Genomic DNA, 15,891 nt, shown 5'->3' on the forward strand with positions numbered 1-15,891 from the left:
GGAGAGAGTCATGCTGAATACAGAAGCCGAAAAAGTAAGAGAAGCTTTGCTCGCAAAAGGACTTGAAACCCCAATGACTCCGAGCGAAATGAACCCTAGTCAGAAGTACAACCGCATCAAAGGGCTTTTAACGGAAGTGGTCAGTACGCTTGGACTGGATTTAACCGACGACAGCCTCGCTGAAACCCCTCATCGCATTGCGAAAATGTACGTCCATGAGATTTTTTCAGGGCTCGATTACGATAACTTCCCAAAAATCAGTGTTATAGAAAATAAAATGTCCGTTGATGAAATGGTTAAAGTATCGAACATAGATTTAACGTCGACGTGCGAACATCACTTCATCACCATTGATGGTTTAGCAGAAGTGGCCTACATCCCTGAAAACAAGATTCTTGGGCTGTCTAAAATAAACCGTATTGTTCGATTCTTTGCTCAGCGCCCTCAGGTACAGGAACGCCTTACTCAGCAAATCTTGGTCGCGATACAGACTCTCGTTGAAACAGAAAACGTGGCCGTGACGATTAAAGCGACTCACTATTGCGTTAAATCCAGAGGCGTCATGGATGCAAACTCTGAAACCTCAACAACCGCGCTCGGTGGTATCTTCAAAACTAACCCTCAAACTAGAGCTGAGTTTTTACGATGAGTGAAACGATACTAATAACTGGCGTGGGAAAGCGACTAGGCTTCGCACTGGCGCAGCAACTTTTAGCGGATGGATACAAAGTGGTTGGCACATATCGCAGCGACTATCCTCAATTGCAACTTTTGCGCGATAGTGGAGCCGACTTGCAGCAGGTAGACTTTTATCAACAAAGCAGCTTAGAGAGCTTTCTTGATTATGTTGGTCAAGAATATAAGACACTCCGAGCCGTCATACACAACGCTTCAGACTGGAAGCCTGAAAACAAAAACAAGCCCAGTGACAATGCATCCCAAATAATGCACCAGATGATGACGATTCACGCTACGGTGCCTTATCTGTTCAATTTAACGCTCAAAGACCAACTGATGTCTGGCGATAAAACGTCAGACATCATCCACATCAGTGATTACGTTGCGGAAAAAGGCAGTAAAAAGCACATCGCTTACGCGGCCAGCAAAGCTGCGCTCAACAACCTAACGTTGTCATTTTCAGCAATGCTGGCTCCCAAGGTCAAAGTAAATACCCTATCTCCAGCCATGATTAAGTTCAATGAACATGACGATGACGAATACAAAACCAAAGCGCTGCAGAAAGCTCTGATCCCCACAGAAGCGGGCTTTGAGGAGATAATAGATGGCATCAAGTTTGTGTTGGCCAGTCACTACATGACAGGACGAACCTTACACCTTGATGGCGGCAGGCATTTGAAGTGAAGTCCATATCTTGTGGGCTTACGTCAACATAGAAACACTAAAGACTAGCGACTGCTGTTACCAATAAACCGCTAGAAGTTAGAAGCCAGAAGCCAGAAGCCAGAAGCTACTATGACCTAGAAACTGCTAAAAGAGTGAGGAAGGCGTTTTTCTTCGTCCCAGCCCGATAACTCAATATTGATCAGTGATTTACGCTTCTCATTACACAGTGAAGCGATATTGATGATAGGCAGTTGGCTGCGAAACTGCGCGGTAAGTATTACCTTTTTACTTTCACTCAGGCTGTTTCGGCATTGCGCCAAAATCGCTTCAGTATCGAGTTGATGTGCGTTCTCGATAATGTCGATATCAGTATTCTCTTGATAGCAATCTATCAGCCAAGATACAGCTGACACTTCTATGCTGGTGAGCACGATGACATCTTTTGTTGCCATAAGTTCGTGGAGTTCAAGCTCTTTTAGTTCAGTTTCCATAAATACTCTCATTCAGCAGCAAATACATTAAAGCCGGTTACCCAGTTTAGCCTGTGCCAAATGGTAGCCTCTGTCTATCATCTCTTGTGAGCGATCGAACTCTAAGGTGCCACAAGCATTACGCGGGATCTCAAGCGTAATATCGGCGGGATAAGCGGCCAGTTTCTGGCGAGCAATGGTCGATTGCATCGCATCAAACGCTTGGTTGGCAATGTCGTAGGCAGCAAAATTGAAGCTCATTTTACTTTTTACACTGCTACCTAGATTATCGATAAAGTGAACAACCTTCTCATGCAGATTGCTCTCTTTTGTAGGTAGGGAAACCGGTATCACTTCCTGTTGAAGCATCTCAGGTTCACCACCTAAGTTCACAGCCAGAGTAAAGTCTGTCTTATCACTAAAGGTCGGCGCAATCGGTACGGGATTGAGCACTCCGCCATCAATCAGCGCTTCGCCATTAATGACATGGGGTGTGAAGAACAGTGGCAAAGAGATGGAGGCGCGAATGGCATCAAACAGAGAACCTGATTGCAGCCACACCTCTTTTTCATCGGCGACGTTGGCAGCAACTGCGGTATAAGGGATAGGCAGAGCTTCAATTGAAATCTCGCCGATCAATCCACGCAGTGTGTCGATGATCTTGTCCCCTTTGAAGATACCACTCGATTGCCATGAAAAGTCCAACATCATAGCCATATCCGATTGGTCGATACTGGTAACCCACTCTTCAAATTCATCCAACTTGCCCGCCGCATAGACACCACCGATAAGTGCACCAATTGAACAGCCAGAGATGGATTTTATCTGATAGCCATGCTCAATTAGCCAACGGATGATTCCAACGTGAACCAAGCCTCTTGCACCACCACTGCCAAGTACCAATGAGACCGTTTTTGCCATCGTATTAATCCTTTAGTTTTTAATTCTAGGGGAGCTAACTCGCCAATTTACCAATTCGTAGATCTCAACTCACTGAATCACTCTCAGTTCATTCGGGTAATGAAGGTTTGCTCGTCATCCACAAAAGCCACATAGTCGCCGTGATAGATAAACACCCGGCCACGCCCTTCCACTATACACGCAAGCTGTGGGTTCAAATCTTCTTCAAGATTTTCACTTTGATACGTGCCGGTATCGGTGATCACACCGCGGAGTTTAGGCAAAAATCCATAGCTGCGCTTGGCTTGATCAATCAGGCTCAATTCACTGGTGCTAGAGAAGTAAGCTGGGATTGGACCAGCATCTTCGATAAACATCGGTTTCAGTTCTTCAAAAGCTGTAATCACCAGCCAGTCGATGCCGTTTACGTGATGGATAAACATTGTTTATAAATACCTAGTTTCTCGATAGTTCTGATGCGGAGATTCTAACACTATCAGGGGCCAAACGTAGGAGAAATTGAGTTACTAGAGGCAATCCCTACCCCTGCTTATTACCCAATATATCCAGCATAAAACTGGAAAAGATGTTCACCATCAATCACACCAAGAACGCAACCAAACGTAAGTTGTTGGACTTTTTTCTGGGTCTTTAGAGGCGAACCATTTGTTGTTGAAAGTGACTTTGTTATTCCTGAAATTAAGAGCCTACCAATAAACAGACACATACTATCTACAGTGTCTAATACTAGTCGTCCAACTCTACGACTAATGTCTAACTACCTGAGACTATTTGTTTTTTTTGGTTTGGTATAAGGTACTAACAACTAAATGTTAATGAATTTTTAATTATAAGTTGACACATTGTTTACGCCTTTGCGTGAGTAAATAACGTTTGTTGGAATAACACACCTTAGAGTGTGAACGAAAGGAATCAACATGAGCAGTACTTTAGAGTCCGTACATATACAAGCAGATAAGCCTCAAGCCAATGAGGATGAACTCACTTATGAACAACAACATAAACCAAGATCGGAATTTGATTCCCGAGAACAGTATTTAGAACATGAATTACAAATCATGTCGCCTAAGCGCTGGCGTCCAAATTTGCCGTTTAAAGACTATCGATTTGAGATAGAAGACACCATCCCAGCGATGGCGGCGACCATTGGTAAAGTGGTTATGGTGGGCGCTATTGCAGCCACCTTTGCTGGGGCTCTCGGATTAAATGAAGACTTCATTCTAGAAAACGTTCGTTATGAACTCCTCATCGCCTCTGTTTTCATTATTATTTTCTCTGGCTTCCTATTGCCGACCGCGAACCTCGCAGGTACACATGGCCCACTTATCCCTTTAATTCCAATTGTGGTTGCAGCAGGCGGACACCCTATGGCGTTTGGGTTGCTGATTGGCGCTTTTGGCCTCATCTTAGCCATCAGTAAAGGGGGCAGCATGTTGGCCAACCTCACCAGTAAAGGCGTATGTGGCGGCTTATTGCTCTACCTTGGCTTTGTTGGAACCGCCTCTCAAGTGAAAAAGCTGTTCGCTTGGGCTGAAGGAATCGGCATGAGTCATATCGCTTTTGTGGTGATCTTTTGCACCATTATCTTGTACGCACTATTGGAACACTTCCGTAAACGTTGGTTAGCTGTGCCTCTTAGTTGCTTACTGGGTGGTACGATTGCATTTGCCATGGGTGCCCCATTTGCTTTTCACACCGAGCCAGGCTTGCCTAACATGAACCCTATGTATTGGTGGGGAGAAGATACAGGTTGGATGCTAGGCCTACCTACCATTGAACATTTCATGGTGGTATTGCCGTTTGCTATTTTAGCCGTAGCGATGTGGTCGCCAGATTTCTTAGGACATCAAGTATTTCAAAAAATCAGCTATCCAGAGCGTACCGAAAAAGTACACATGAACATTGACGACACCATGACCACGGCTTCAATTCGTCAAACGTTCGGCTCTCTGCTCGGTGGCACTAACTTTACGTCTTCGTGGGGTACTTATATCGTACCGGCGGCGATTGCTAAACGCCCTATTCCTGCCGGTGCATTGCTCACGGCTCTGTTCTGTATCATCGCCGCTGTTTGGGGCTACCCGATGGATTTAGCTATATGGCAGCCTGTACTGTGTGTTGCGCTGATTGTTGGGGTATTTGTACCATTGCTAGAAGCTGGAATGGAAATGACGCGTGAAGGGAAAACCACCCAATCGGCAGCGATTGTTGTATTTTCTTCAGCGCTCGTTAACCCTGCATTTGGCTGGGCTCTCACCATGCTGTTGGATAACTTAGGCTTAGTCGGTTGTAAAGAACGTAGTAGTGAACTGAGTAAAATGAGCCGCTGGGTGTTGCCTGGCACTATGTTCATTGTGCTAAGTGGTGTGATGGCGTTGGTTGGTCTTCTACCGGGCATACCGGCGATTATCCCAAGTTTTCGTTAACCTCTAGATTAAAATGATTGAGTGGTTGCTTCTTTCTGTTGTTAACTTTCAAACTGGATTCGTTATCTGCACTAAAAATTGAAGCTATCGTTGATAATCTTTTTTGACAAAAAAAAGCCACTTAATGTAAAAAGTGGCTTTTCTATTTTTCTACAATGTACATATCTTTTCTTTCTTTTACAGTGTTACGGTTTACGTTGAAACTTGTTCGTTTTCCACTGACGATGTTCCATCAGTTATTAAAGCTTAGTCTAATTGCTAGCCTTGTCAATAAACACGTCGACTCAGATTAACCAATCTTTTCTAATATCATTTTCTCCAGCCAGACTGGATTCTGGGCAGTCCAATTCCGTTAAGTCAGTGTCCAAAACTATTGGTGCGGATCACTCACGAGCACTATGAACTTGGCTATGACAAATGAGATAACGTGCAAAACCATCGAGGTATGGTAATTCATTGAAATATTGATACTTAATAAAAGGCTGTAGAGACCTTACATAAAGGCATTCACTTTTGGTTTTTGCGGGTTTGAAGTTGATAGAATCAGTTTTGAGCTATACGCTCGTTGTTAACAAACAGTTGGTTAACTTAGTGTGGTTATAGCTAAGTTTATTTTAAACTGGCACATTATCGAATCACCATATAAAGAGTTTTAGAGAGTCAATGATGAACGATACGAAAATATTCATTAGTGCCATTTTAGTCTTAGTTACTTTATCTGCATGTTCTTCACACTCGCCTGAATCCTCCCAAAAACCTTCATTGGTGGATGAGCCAAACCATCATACAAGCAACGGTTATCAGAACCACCCATTTGTAGAAACTGCCGCACCTAAAGGGGGTTTGTTTTATATGCAAAGAGCATGGGACTCGGTGTTTGTCCCTGATATCCCCGATGGACATCAGCTAACAGAGAAGGAGTCTCTTCAACTTTTAAACTCTATTGAAAGCGATAGTGTTACTTGGTTAGGGCATGCAAGTTTTTTGATTACGACCTCTGGAGTGACGATCCTGACTGACCCTTTTTTGTCAAAATTCGCCAGCCCCGTCTCATGGGCCGGCCCAAAAAGGTTTGTTGATTTACCCATACCTATAAATAAATTGCCTCCTATTGATATAGTGATTGTTTCACATAATCATTATGACCACTTGGATGATCAAACAGTTAGGAAGTTAGACAACAAAAACAATATTCATGTCGTTGTTCCTTTAGGACTTAAGTCTTTTTTTACCGAACGAGGTTATAACAAGGTTACTGAGTTAGATTGGGGAAAGTCAGTGTCAGTTTCAGGGATAGAGATAACAGCGGAGCCTTCTGTTCATGATTCAGCAAGAAGTACCTCTGATCATAATGAAACGCTATGGGCCTCTTGGGTTATTGAAAGTTTACAAAATCGTCTCCTTTTTGTTGGCGATACAGGTTACTCAGAAACACTATTCAATAATGTCGGTGAGAAATATGGCTCCTTTGATTTTGCTATTTTGCCTATTGGAGCATATGAGCCTAGGGAATTATTGTGGATGTCGCATGCCACACCTGAAGAGGCTGTCTCTATCGGCATAGATGTTCGCGCAAAAACATTGATTGCTTCTCACTGGGGAACCATTAGCGGTTTATCGGATGAGCCAACATTTGAACCTCCGATACGCTTTAAGAAGGCGGGAAGAGATAGTGGATTTTCTGACAAAAATCTATGGACAATGAAAATTGGTGAAACAAGAGGGATCGCACCGACAACTAACTAACTAACTAACTAACTAACTAACTAACTACATTGCCCTACTAAAGATAATCCGTCATTTACTAAATTAGGAATTTCACAAACTCACTTTGTTCAATTCCTCCCCTTTCTCATTACCAACAAGAGATTAGAGATGTCAATCAAGGGGAGCTCAAGTCGAACCTTACGTACAGTCGATTAAACAGTAATGACGCAACTTGTTACAATACCCATAAATAACAAATGGTCTTATTTCGCTATAATCCGCCTCCTGATTCCAGTAACAGACCTAATTTCAATGAATATCTTTAAAACCTTAACTCTTTCTATCACGCTCTTTTTAGTTGGCTGTGCATCTGGTTCAGCAATATTAGTTGGTGAAGCCAGAGACCCAATTACACCTCAAGAGGTTAGGCTTTATCTTGAAGCGCCTGAGACCTATGAAAAAATAGCTTTGGTTGATGCATCTAGTGATGCAGGTGTGACTAAACAAGGCTCCATCGACTATGCAATCGAAGAGTTAAAAAATCAGGCGGCTAAATTAGGAGCTAATGGTGTTTTACTTCAAGCGACAGGAAGCAACAACTCTGTAGTATTGGGAGGTGTCGGCACAGACTACCAGTACTTAATCCCTGTTTCAGAACAGACGGTTAATGGAATAGCGATCTACACAGAGTAGTTAATATTGTCCAAGTTAGCTGTCTCGTCAGCACAAAAAAAAGGCCTCGCACACGCGAGGCCTTGTTTTATCTAAGTTTCAACGAACGAGCACCGATGCAATTGGCGATGGTAAATCAAATCAACTCGAGAGCCATTCATCCAATACTGTGATGAATTTAGGATTGATGAGATAACCGATAGAAGCATGCGGATTGCTTTTTCCGTTGCGAATATTGAGGTTATAAACTGGGTGGATGTCTTTCATTCCACCGGGTATCAGATCCAGTTTGAGCATATCCTTAAAGTCATTTCTAATTTTGCTGTCATGAGAGATAAAATCATCTTCTGCCGATATGTTTATCCATTGCTGAATGTTTAAAGGGTACTTCTTCTCATCTTTCAAGCGACTCCCTTTTAGCCTGTCTTTTACGTTTTCATCGCCTAACGGTGACCCGAGCGTCAGCAATAAGTTGACCTTCTTATCCGCACCATAGTCGTGTCTATACTCTCCGTAATGAGACAATTTCCATAACACGTCATAACTGATCATCGACCCAAGGCTGTGCGATACAATCATCACATCATCTTGATTATCAAGCGCTTCCTTCAGTTCAACCATTAGCCTATGTCTGACATCGCTACCAAAATAGGTATCTTCATTCCAATAATGCGCCATATCTGGTGCTACCATAGTGATGAGTGACTCTGCCGCACCCAATCGCCCAAATATTGATGAAAAAGTATCTGCTAACGCCTCTTTTAGAAAACCCATTTTGGATACCTTGTTATACGTTGTTTTATTGAACTGGCTTGTCTTGTACTTTTTGAGTTCAGACAACGCTTGCTGTCGACTTGTAGGGTCTTCCGTTGGCTTCTCTAACAATGTGTTCGATAGCTCACCGTAATAGACAAACCGTTTATCGACATCTTTAAAAGCTTGTAATGAACTTGAGTCTCCACAATCTCGCTGCAAGCCATGTTCTATAGCCTCGTACCAAAGTGATTGAAGGGAATCTTTATCGGGCTTTTGAGCGCGACCATGAATGAATATTATTTTCTTAGCCATAGCAGGACGTCCTAAACACATAGTTAAAGTGATTATCAGTAGAAAGCACCCCTAGATTCGGTCAGCCCTTAAGAACAGCAGCGCTAATGACGTATCTAGAGGTGGTTGATAGAGCATTTATATAACTATGAGGCACAAGTTTAAGGACCATAAACGAGTGAACGATGCGATCATCACTCGCAAATTGGGAATGAATGTAGCTAGCAAAACCTCCGACCAACAAAAAGGCCTCGCAAACGCGAGGCCTTGGTTTTTATATCAACAGTTACAGCCATCATTTAACAACCACACGCCCTACTTCACTAACTTCACCGCTTTCATCAACGTGTATGGAATGGTTCTAATAGACCAAAGCCTCCCCCTCTAACTCCCCCTCGAATGAAGTGACCCGATCTCTTGAGATATAAGAATGAGGGGGAGAACATTCTTTGTCGCTGAACATATAGCAGCACATGTAGCGATCGCTATTCAGTTCCTCCCCTTTTCCATTACCAACAAGAGATTGGTGATGTAAACCAAGGGGGAGGTTAGGAGGGGATTATCAGCCTATTCTCACGTGTAACCACACTACTTCACTGACTCCACCGCTTTCATCAACGTTGTATTGAACTGGCCTGATTGCTCAAGCATTGGGAAGTGACCTTAGTCTTCAATGTAGTAAATGCTGTAATCCTTAATGTGTTTCTTGTTCGCTTCTGAATCCGTTGGCCATAGGCGAGCGTTGACCAATATTACTGGCACATTCACGTTCTCATACACGCGGTGTGCTTCGCCTGTCACGTATTGGCCTAGATAATGACGGAACTGGTTTATCGCGATAGCTGGCGGTGCTGAGGCCATGTCTTGCGTTACCCAGTAAAGTAAATCCGTGTCTACGTCTTTTGGTAGCGAGTCCTTCACGAACATAGTAATGCCCGCTTGGAAGTCTGCTTCAAACGGTTTGGTCATTACATCTAGGTCACTTTGTGAAACGGCTAGTGCGACGTTTTGCGATGTATCGACACCAATAATGCCCTTCACTCTTTTCGGCATCAATTTAGCGGCTTCTGCAATCACACCACCCGCCATGGAATGACCAACTAAGATGACGGATTCGAGTTGTTCTTTTTCGATGACTGCTTTGATGTCTTCAGCGAATGCAACCATGGTGTACTCTTCGCGATTGAAGGATGAGTTACCATGCCCTGCTAAGTCCATGGTGATTACTTGGTACTGCTTTGAAAACTCACTCACTTGGTTTTGCCATAACCTGCTGTCTAAGCTCCAACCGTGAATGAAGATCAATGCCGTATTCCCGCTCCCACTTTTGCCATACGCAATTTGCTCACCATTGTGAGATATCGCGATAGCGTACTTAACTGTTGAAGCATGAGCCATGGCATTAAAGCTACCAAGCGCCATGAATACCAAGAGTGTGATGTTTAGAATTAAACGTTTCATAGTGTCTCTCTACTTACTTTGGAGGGAATACAGAAAGCGCCCCCTCTCAATCAATATAGCCACTATAAAGTGTGAAGCTTTAGACGGGTCAAGAGTCATTAGCGAGCAATAAGCTATTGCAAGAACTAACAAGTCTAAGACACTGACTAAATCAAGGGCTTGAAAAATCATACTAATCAAGTTTGGCGATAAAAAGCTCGTTATATTCGTGACACTGAGGTTCACCAAAAAACCTTGACAAATCGGTTAGTTAGTTTGAAAATATCAATCAATCTTTACGCGTAAGAAGCGTTGACGACTTCATCTGGTGTATCACTAGAATTATTGATTGTTTATAATTTGACCACGGTCACGTCAAAAATCGCTTCGCGATTTGTTGCCGCAACCGTGTCCATCTAGGTAAAGATTTCAACGGCCTCATACGAGGCCGTTTTTATTCGTGTTGGTCTTATGGAAGATATAAAAGAGCTTACCACTGCATTCCTTGATAATGTTGACATAGAAAGAATCAGCTTAAAAAACCGCCCAAACTACGTTTTTTTTTGTGGCGGAGGGCTTAATGGTGATGACCTATCTAAAATAGGAAAAGAGCCAGAACAACAAATAAAATCATTACGTAGTGCCGTACTTCATTACCTCTGCAGCAAGGAAAAAGAGCTATACCAAGATATTGTTCTTGCTGAAAAATTTCATGATTGGCTAGAAGACGCTAACATAAATAATCTTATCGACTTTGAGGTTTTATTGGCAGGCCTTGCTTCAGCCGTAGTACTTGTTGTTGAAGGACCTGGAGCATATGCTGAGCTCGGGGCCTTTAGTGTTATGCCCCAAATATCATCCAAATTAATTACAATTTACAACACGAACGATGTAGGCGATGGTCAAAGGACATTCATCGAATGGGGGCCAATTAAGTATCTTGAAAACAATGAGAAAACAGTTTTAAGGCATGAGTGGGTAGTAAGTTATAATCTAGAAAATAACATGATATCTCAAACAATTGACAATAACTCTGATTTCCAACGTCTTGTAGATCTTATCGGTTATCAATTGGCTTCTGATATTCAGTCAAAAAATAAACCAACATCCACATTTTCTAAAGATAACCCTTCTGATATGTGTTTATTGGTAGCTGACTTAATCTTTTTATTCTACGCACTAAAATTGAGAGAAATAAAAAAGTTCATCAATGAATATTTAAAAATAGAAATAGAAGAAAAGATTCTAAAGGAGTATCTATATTCTTTAAAAAACCTAGGGTTAATAAAGGAAAAAAATGCAGGAGCAAAATACTTTCTACCCACTGATAAAAATCAAGGTTTCATTAAATATCACTTCAAAAAAGAATTTAAGAATGAATTGGAACTATCTGTAAGTTCAGTTAAATCAAAACTATTTTCTCTGTACCTTGAAAATGACAGGGAAAGGCTATATGCAATGGGGATTGGAGTTTGATATGAAAATTTTATCCGATATATCAGAGTGTTTAGGGAAAGGCATTGGTGAAATAATATCCAATTATCTAACTGCACCTAGAAAATACAAAGAATTTAAAATAAAGAAAAGAAATGGCGGCTTTAGGCAAATTTCACAGCCTTCAAAAGAGATCAAAAACTATCAGTATGCGATTATAAGCAAAGTTCTTAATGAACTACCTATTCACGATGCAGCTACAGCCTATCGGAACAAAAAATCGATTTATCATAATGCTTTGCCTCATAAAGATTCAGCATGGATTCTAAAGTTAGACTTTAAAAACTTCTTCCACTCTATAAGACCAGAACATTTAAAGTCTTATTTAACTGAAGCATACGAAGAAATATCTAGTATTGAGATTGACATATTAAATCACTATTTATTCTGGATGGACAAAACTGACAGAAAACTAAAATTGAGTATAGGTGCCCCCTCTTCACCGATCATTTCAAATATAATAATGTTAAAGTTTGATAATGCTGTAAGTGATATTTGCTCAAAGCATGACGTCAATTACACTCGATACGCAGATGATCTAACCTTATCTGCCCAATCAAAGGAAAGTTTGGAGAAGGCAGAAGAAGAATTGAATGCTTTGGTAGAAGAAACTCAAACACCATTTTTAATTCTGAACGACAAAAAACGTGTACTTATCGGTAACAATCAATCAAAAAGAGTTACTGGAGTAGTTATTACTCACGAAAATAAATTGTCCGTTGGCCGTCACAAGCGTAAAAAAGTAAGAGCAATGCTTCATTTATATGTCAACGAGAAACTTGAGAAAAAAGATATTCCTGTTCTAAATGGGTTACTGTCATATATAAAAAGCATTGAACTTGAATATTATTTATCCCTTAAGGATAAATACGGGGATGTTGTATTCAGTAAACTTTCCCTAGAGTCATTTAGTATTTCTGGGATGCTAAAAAAACCAGAAAAAAAAATGAAAGCATAGAAAAACAAAACGAGGATTTTGATGATGACATTGCTTTTTAGAACTTTTTTTTATGTGGTTGGTGCTGTCAGCGCTTTATTAACAATACTTAGCTCAGTCAATAGTTCGTTCGCTAGTTATTACTCTGGGTACGTTACTCAAACCTATATTTCCATCGCTGTTTTTTGCTTTCTTGTCTCTTTATTTATCATAAGAGAAAGAAAAAGCATAAATATAAGAATATCTGATAGAACTAATTTAAAAGTTAAGTATGGTGATATATTTTCACAAAAAGGGATTATTATCATACCTGTAAATGATTTTTTTGATGTTATCGTTGATGATGAGATAGTTTCGAGAAACACCTTACATGGGAAGGTTATAGAAAACTATTTTTCAGGTGACATCGAGTTTTTGGATTCCGCAATCAAAAATGAACTTGTTAACTATACAGGACAATCAGTTCCCAACCGAAAACTTGGTAACGATATAAGATATCCGTTAGGTACAACTATAAAGATCCAAAGAGATGGACAAGTGTTTTTCTTTGTCGCTTTTACTAGGTTCGATGAAAATAACAGAGCGCAACTGACAAATTTAGAGTATCAAGAAACTGTCATAAAACTCATTGATTTTATAGAAAAAAACTCAAACGCTTATCCGATTAACTTGCCTTTATTAGGAGCTGGGCACTCCGGAGTTAAAGCTTCAAAACAACGGTTGCTCGAATTCCTAATTTTCTCTATGAAGATAAAGGACAATTTAACGCTCATAAATGGAGTCAATATAGTTTTAGCAAAGCCGCTTAAAAAAGAGATTAGTTTAAAGTTAATAAAATATTATTACGATGTTACAAGCTAGATAATCAAAGATACTCATGATTTACTGTCATCTATTCTCAGTTGAGTTCACAATCTATATTATTTTAACAACTAGCCCTACCCCTTTACGATACAAACAAAAAAGGCCTCGCAATGCGAGGCCTTTGGTTTTTCTATCTATCAGATGAGATTAGTCGCGAAGTGCTGCGCCGAATTTCTCTGAGATTGAAGCTACGATAGCATCTACTGAACCAGCGATGTCTGCATCTTCAAGTGTGCGCTCTACAGACTGTAGGCTAAGTGCGATTGCTAGGCTCTTCTTACCTTCTTCAACGCCTTGACCAACGTATACGTCGAACAGTTTAGCGCCTGTTAGGAATTCGCCACCCGCTGCGATACACGCTTCAACGATGTCGCCAGAAGCAACTGCTTCATCAACAACAACGGCGATATCACGACGGTTTGCAGGGAACTTAGATACGGCTACTGCTTCTGGAAGCACGCGAGTGTTGATAGCTGCCCATTCGATTTCGAATACGATAGTACGGCCGTTTAGACCAAACTTACGCTCTAGTTCTGGGTGAACAGTACCAATGATACCCACTTCTTTGCCGTTAGCCATAATCGTAGCCGATTGACCTGGGTGAAGTGCTGGGTTGCGCTCTTTTGCTTCAGAAGAAAGAGATTTGAAGCTGTATGCGATTTCGTTTGCTGAAAGCTCAAGAACGGCTTCTAGGTCACCTTTAAGATCGAAGAAATCTACAGTGTTCGTTGCAATGTCCCAGTGCTCTTCGCCACGAGTACCAGAGATAACGCCCGCAAGCATCATTTCTTGGCGCATGCCGTTTTCAGCCGTTGCTTCAGGGATGAAACGTAGGCCTGATTCGAATAGACGAACGCGAGACTGTTGACGCTTCTGGTTGTGAACAACTGTGTTTAGAAGACCTTGGATTAGGCCAAGACGCATTGCTGACATGTCCGCAGAGATTGGGAATGGCAGGATTAGCGGCTCAACACCAGGTACAACAAGTTTTTGCTGTTCTGGTTCTACGAAACTGTATGTGATTGCTTCGTGGTAGCCACGGTCTACAAGAAGGTCACGAACGCGCTTAAGCGGTTGGTTAGCTTCTTTGTGGTCATTCATTTTAAGTGCCGCTTTAGGCGCTTGGTTTGGAATGTTATCGTAACCGTAGATACGACCTACTTCTTCAATTAGGTCTTGCTCGATTGCGATATCAAAACGCCAAGATGGAGACGTTGCCGTCCAGCCAGCGTCCGTAGTCTCAACTTCACAACCTAGGCGAGTAAGAATTTCCACTACGTCTGTAGATGGGATTTCGTGACCTAGTAGGCTGTCTAGCTTAGCGCGACGTAGAGCAACTACGTTTGCTTTAGGAAGATCAGCTTCAGATTCGCTGCCGTTTACTGGCGCAACTTCACCACCGCAGATTTCAACTAGAAGCTGTGTTGCACGCTCCATTGCTGCTGCTTGAAGTGTTGAATCAACACCACGCTCGAAACGTAGAGAAGAATCAGTATGAAGGCCGTAAGCACGTGCGCGACCACGGATGTGATCCGGTGCGAAGAATGCTGCTTCAAGAAGTACGTCAGTTGTTTCAGTAGTAACACCTGAATCTTGACCGCCAAAGATACCAGCGATTGCTAGTGCTTTGTTTTGGTCAGCGATAACAAGTGTGTTGCTGTTTAGTTCAGCTTCGTTGCCATCTAGAAGTGTTAGCTTTTCGCCCTGCTCTGCTAGACGAACCACGATACCGCCTTCGATCTTAGCAAGATCAAATGCGTGCATTGGTTGGCCTTGCTCTAGCATCACGTAGTTTGTGATGTCTACAACTGGGTCGATTGAACGGATACCACAACGACGCAGTTTTTCTTGCATCCAAATTGGAGATTCCGCTTTCACGTTTACGTTCTTAACCACACGGCCAAGGTAACGTGGACAAGCATCAGTTGCTTTGATTTCAACAGATACTGTGTCTTCAATGCTTGTTGCAACAGCGTCAACTGTTGGCTCTGTAACGTCTGCGCGGTTTAGTACGCCAACTTCACGAGCAAGGCCACGGATGCTGAAGCAGTCTGCGCGGTTTGCAGTTAGGTCTACGTCGATAGTTACGTCGTTAAGCTCAAGAAGCTCACGTACGTCCATACCTAGCGTTGTGCCTTCTGGCAGCTCAAGGATACCGTCAGACTCTACGTCGATACCTAGCTCAGAGAAAGAACAAAGCATGCCGTGCGATGGAACGCCACGTAGTTTTGCTTTCTTGATTTTGAAGTCACCAGGAAGTACTGCGCCAACTGTTGCTACTGCTACAGTTAGGCCAAGACGACAGTTAGATGCACCACATACGATGTCTAAAAGTTCTTCTTCGCCAATGTCGATCTTTGTAACTTGTAGTTTGTCTGCGTCAGGGTGCTGACCGCACTCAACCACTTTACCTACTTTAACGCCGGTGAAAACACCCGCAACAGGTTCTACATCGTCAACTTCCAAACCAGCCATAGTGATTTGGTGAGCTAGCTCTTCGCTGTTAATTGCAGGTTTTACCCACTCGCGTAGCCAAGATTCACTGAATTTCATAGTTTTGACTGCCCCG

Annotated in this window: 13 protein-coding genes and 1 pseudogene; 8 read left to right on the forward strand and 6 right to left on the reverse strand. The window is 42.0% G+C overall.

The window, feature by feature from the left end; translation table 11 throughout:
• The first annotated feature begins 10 nt into the window (after positions 1-10).
• Together folE and folM are read left to right on the forward strand one after the other, a co-directional pair.
• A complete protein-coding gene (gene folE, locus L3V35_RS08590) occupies positions 11-649 on the forward strand; it encodes a GTP cyclohydrolase I FolE (RefSeq protein WP_017080608.1) in 639 nt (212 codons plus the stop codon).
• A complete protein-coding gene (gene folM / locus L3V35_RS08595; protein WP_237299349.1) occupies positions 646-1,362 on the forward strand; it encodes a dihydromonapterin reductase in 717 nt (238 codons plus the stop codon). The genes folE and folM overlap by 4 nt, the downstream gene beginning before the upstream one ends.
• A 116-nt stretch (positions 1,363-1,478) precedes the next feature.
• Here the strand turns inward: folM and L3V35_RS08600 are convergent, their stop codons facing one another.
• The 3 genes from L3V35_RS08600 to L3V35_RS08610 form a co-directional block, all read right to left on the reverse strand.
• Positions 1,479-1,847 carry a hypothetical protein gene (locus L3V35_RS08600; protein WP_237299350.1) on the reverse strand — a complete coding sequence of 123 codons (369 nt, stop codon included), beginning with the start codon at positions 1,845-1,847 and terminating at the stop codon, positions 1,479-1,481.
• 15 nt (positions 1,848-1,862) lie between these two features.
• Positions 1,863-2,735 carry a patatin-like phospholipase family protein gene (locus L3V35_RS08605; protein ID WP_237299352.1) on the reverse strand — a complete coding sequence of 291 codons (873 nt, stop codon included), beginning with the start codon at positions 2,733-2,735 and terminating at the stop codon, positions 1,863-1,865.
• Between the two features lie 83 nt (positions 2,736-2,818).
• Positions 2,819-3,157: a cytosolic protein gene (locus tag L3V35_RS08610; RefSeq protein ID WP_065205443.1), complete on the reverse strand. Its 339-nt coding sequence runs from the start codon at positions 3,155-3,157 to the stop codon at positions 2,819-2,821.
• Positions 3,158-3,652: 495 nt separating this feature from the next.
• On the opposite strand from L3V35_RS08610, the gene L3V35_RS08615 reads away from it, so the two are divergent.
• The 3 genes from L3V35_RS08615 (at position 3,653) to L3V35_RS08625 (ending at position 7,561) form a co-directional block, all read left to right on the forward strand.
• On the forward strand, positions 3,653-5,161 hold the full coding sequence (locus L3V35_RS08615; protein ID WP_017106188.1) for a DUF3360 domain-containing protein: 1,509 nt from the start codon (positions 3,653-3,655) through the stop codon (positions 5,159-5,161).
• Between the two features lie 663 nt (positions 5,162-5,824).
• Complete coding sequence (locus tag L3V35_RS08620; RefSeq protein ID WP_237299354.1) at positions 5,825-6,907, forward strand: MBL fold metallo-hydrolase; 1,083 nt, start codon at positions 5,825-5,827, stop codon at positions 6,905-6,907.
• Between the two features lie 273 nt (positions 6,908-7,180).
• Positions 7,181-7,561, forward strand: a complete 381-nt coding sequence (locus L3V35_RS08625) for a hypothetical protein (RefSeq protein ID WP_017074554.1) — start codon at positions 7,181-7,183, stop codon at positions 7,559-7,561.
• Positions 7,562-7,681: 120 nt separating this feature from the next.
• On the opposite strand, the gene L3V35_RS08630 is transcribed toward L3V35_RS08625, so the two are convergent.
• The gene (locus L3V35_RS08630) at positions 7,682-8,608 is read right to left on the reverse strand and encodes a hypothetical protein (protein WP_237299356.1); all 927 of its coding nucleotides are present in this window, start codon (positions 8,606-8,608) and stop codon (positions 7,682-7,684) included.
• 567 nt (positions 8,609-9,175) lie between these two features.
• Positions 9,176-10,048 (reverse strand): annotated as a pseudogene (locus L3V35_RS08635) (alpha/beta hydrolase).
• A 450-nt stretch (positions 10,049-10,498) separates the two neighbouring features.
• Here L3V35_RS08635 and L3V35_RS08640 point away from each other — a divergent pair.
• From L3V35_RS08640 to L3V35_RS08650, 3 genes are read left to right on the forward strand one after another with little or no spacing between them, the layout of a single operon-like run.
• Complete coding sequence (locus L3V35_RS08640; protein ID WP_102537044.1) at positions 10,499-11,503, forward strand: retron St85 family effector protein; 1,005 nt, start codon at positions 10,499-10,501, stop codon at positions 11,501-11,503.
• A 1-nt stretch (position 11,504) separates the two neighbouring features.
• Positions 11,505-12,479 (forward strand): retron St85 family RNA-directed DNA polymerase, encoded by a 975-nt coding sequence (locus L3V35_RS08645; RefSeq protein ID WP_237299364.1) that lies wholly within the window; start codon positions 11,505-11,507, stop codon positions 12,477-12,479.
• A gap of 21 nt (positions 12,480-12,500) precedes the next feature.
• On the forward strand, positions 12,501-13,319 hold the full coding sequence (locus L3V35_RS08650) for a macro domain-containing protein (RefSeq protein ID WP_237299366.1): 819 nt from the start codon (positions 12,501-12,503) through the stop codon (positions 13,317-13,319).
• 150 nt (positions 13,320-13,469) lie between these two features.
• Here the strand turns inward: L3V35_RS08650 and pheT are convergent, their stop codons facing one another.
• Positions 13,470-15,875: a phenylalanine--tRNA ligase subunit beta gene (gene pheT / locus L3V35_RS08655; RefSeq protein WP_237299368.1), complete on the reverse strand. Its 2,406-nt coding sequence runs from the start codon at positions 15,873-15,875 to the stop codon at positions 13,470-13,472.
• Positions 15,876-15,891: the final 16 nt, after the last annotated feature.

The sequence above is a fragment of the Vibrio sp. L5-1 genome (assembly GCF_021728315.1).
GTDB lineage: Bacteria > Pseudomonadota > Gammaproteobacteria > Enterobacterales > Vibrionaceae > Vibrio > Vibrio splendidus_K.

What these genes read in the sequence shown, in the direction of transcription:
- folE (WP_017080608.1), top strand. Translation starts at nt 11, where the DNA reads ATGCTGAATACAGAAGCCGAAAAAGTAAGAGAAGCTTTGCTCGCAAAA.
- folM (WP_237299349.1), top strand. Translation starts at nt 646, where the DNA reads ATGAGTGAAACGATACTAATAACTGGCGTGGGAAAGCGACTAGGCTTC.
- L3V35_RS08600 (WP_237299350.1), bottom strand. Translation starts at nt 1,847, where the DNA reads ATGAGAGTATTTATGGAAACTGAACTAAAAGAGCTTGAACTCCACGAA.
- L3V35_RS08605 (WP_237299352.1), bottom strand. Translation starts at nt 2,735, where the DNA reads ATGGCAAAAACGGTCTCATTGGTACTTGGCAGTGGTGGTGCAAGAGGC.
- L3V35_RS08610 (WP_065205443.1), bottom strand. Translation starts at nt 3,157, where the DNA reads ATGTTTATCCATCACGTAAACGGCATCGACTGGCTGGTGATTACAGCT.
- L3V35_RS08615 (WP_017106188.1), top strand. Translation starts at nt 3,653, where the DNA reads ATGAGCAGTACTTTAGAGTCCGTACATATACAAGCAGATAAGCCTCAA.
- L3V35_RS08620 (WP_237299354.1), top strand. Translation starts at nt 5,825, where the DNA reads ATGATGAACGATACGAAAATATTCATTAGTGCCATTTTAGTCTTAGTT.
- L3V35_RS08625 (WP_017074554.1), top strand. Translation starts at nt 7,181, where the DNA reads ATGAATATCTTTAAAACCTTAACTCTTTCTATCACGCTCTTTTTAGTT.
- L3V35_RS08630 (WP_237299356.1), bottom strand. Translation starts at nt 8,608, where the DNA reads ATGGCTAAGAAAATAATATTCATTCATGGTCGCGCTCAAAAGCCCGAT.
- L3V35_RS08640 (WP_102537044.1), top strand. Translation starts at nt 10,499, where the DNA reads ATGGAAGATATAAAAGAGCTTACCACTGCATTCCTTGATAATGTTGAC.
- L3V35_RS08645 (WP_237299364.1), top strand. Translation starts at nt 11,505, where the DNA reads ATGAAAATTTTATCCGATATATCAGAGTGTTTAGGGAAAGGCATTGGT.
- L3V35_RS08650 (WP_237299366.1), top strand. Translation starts at nt 12,501, where the DNA reads ATGATGACATTGCTTTTTAGAACTTTTTTTTATGTGGTTGGTGCTGTC.
- pheT (WP_237299368.1), bottom strand. Translation starts at nt 15,875, where the DNA reads ATGAAATTCAGTGAATCTTGGCTACGCGAGTGGGTAAAACCTGCAATT.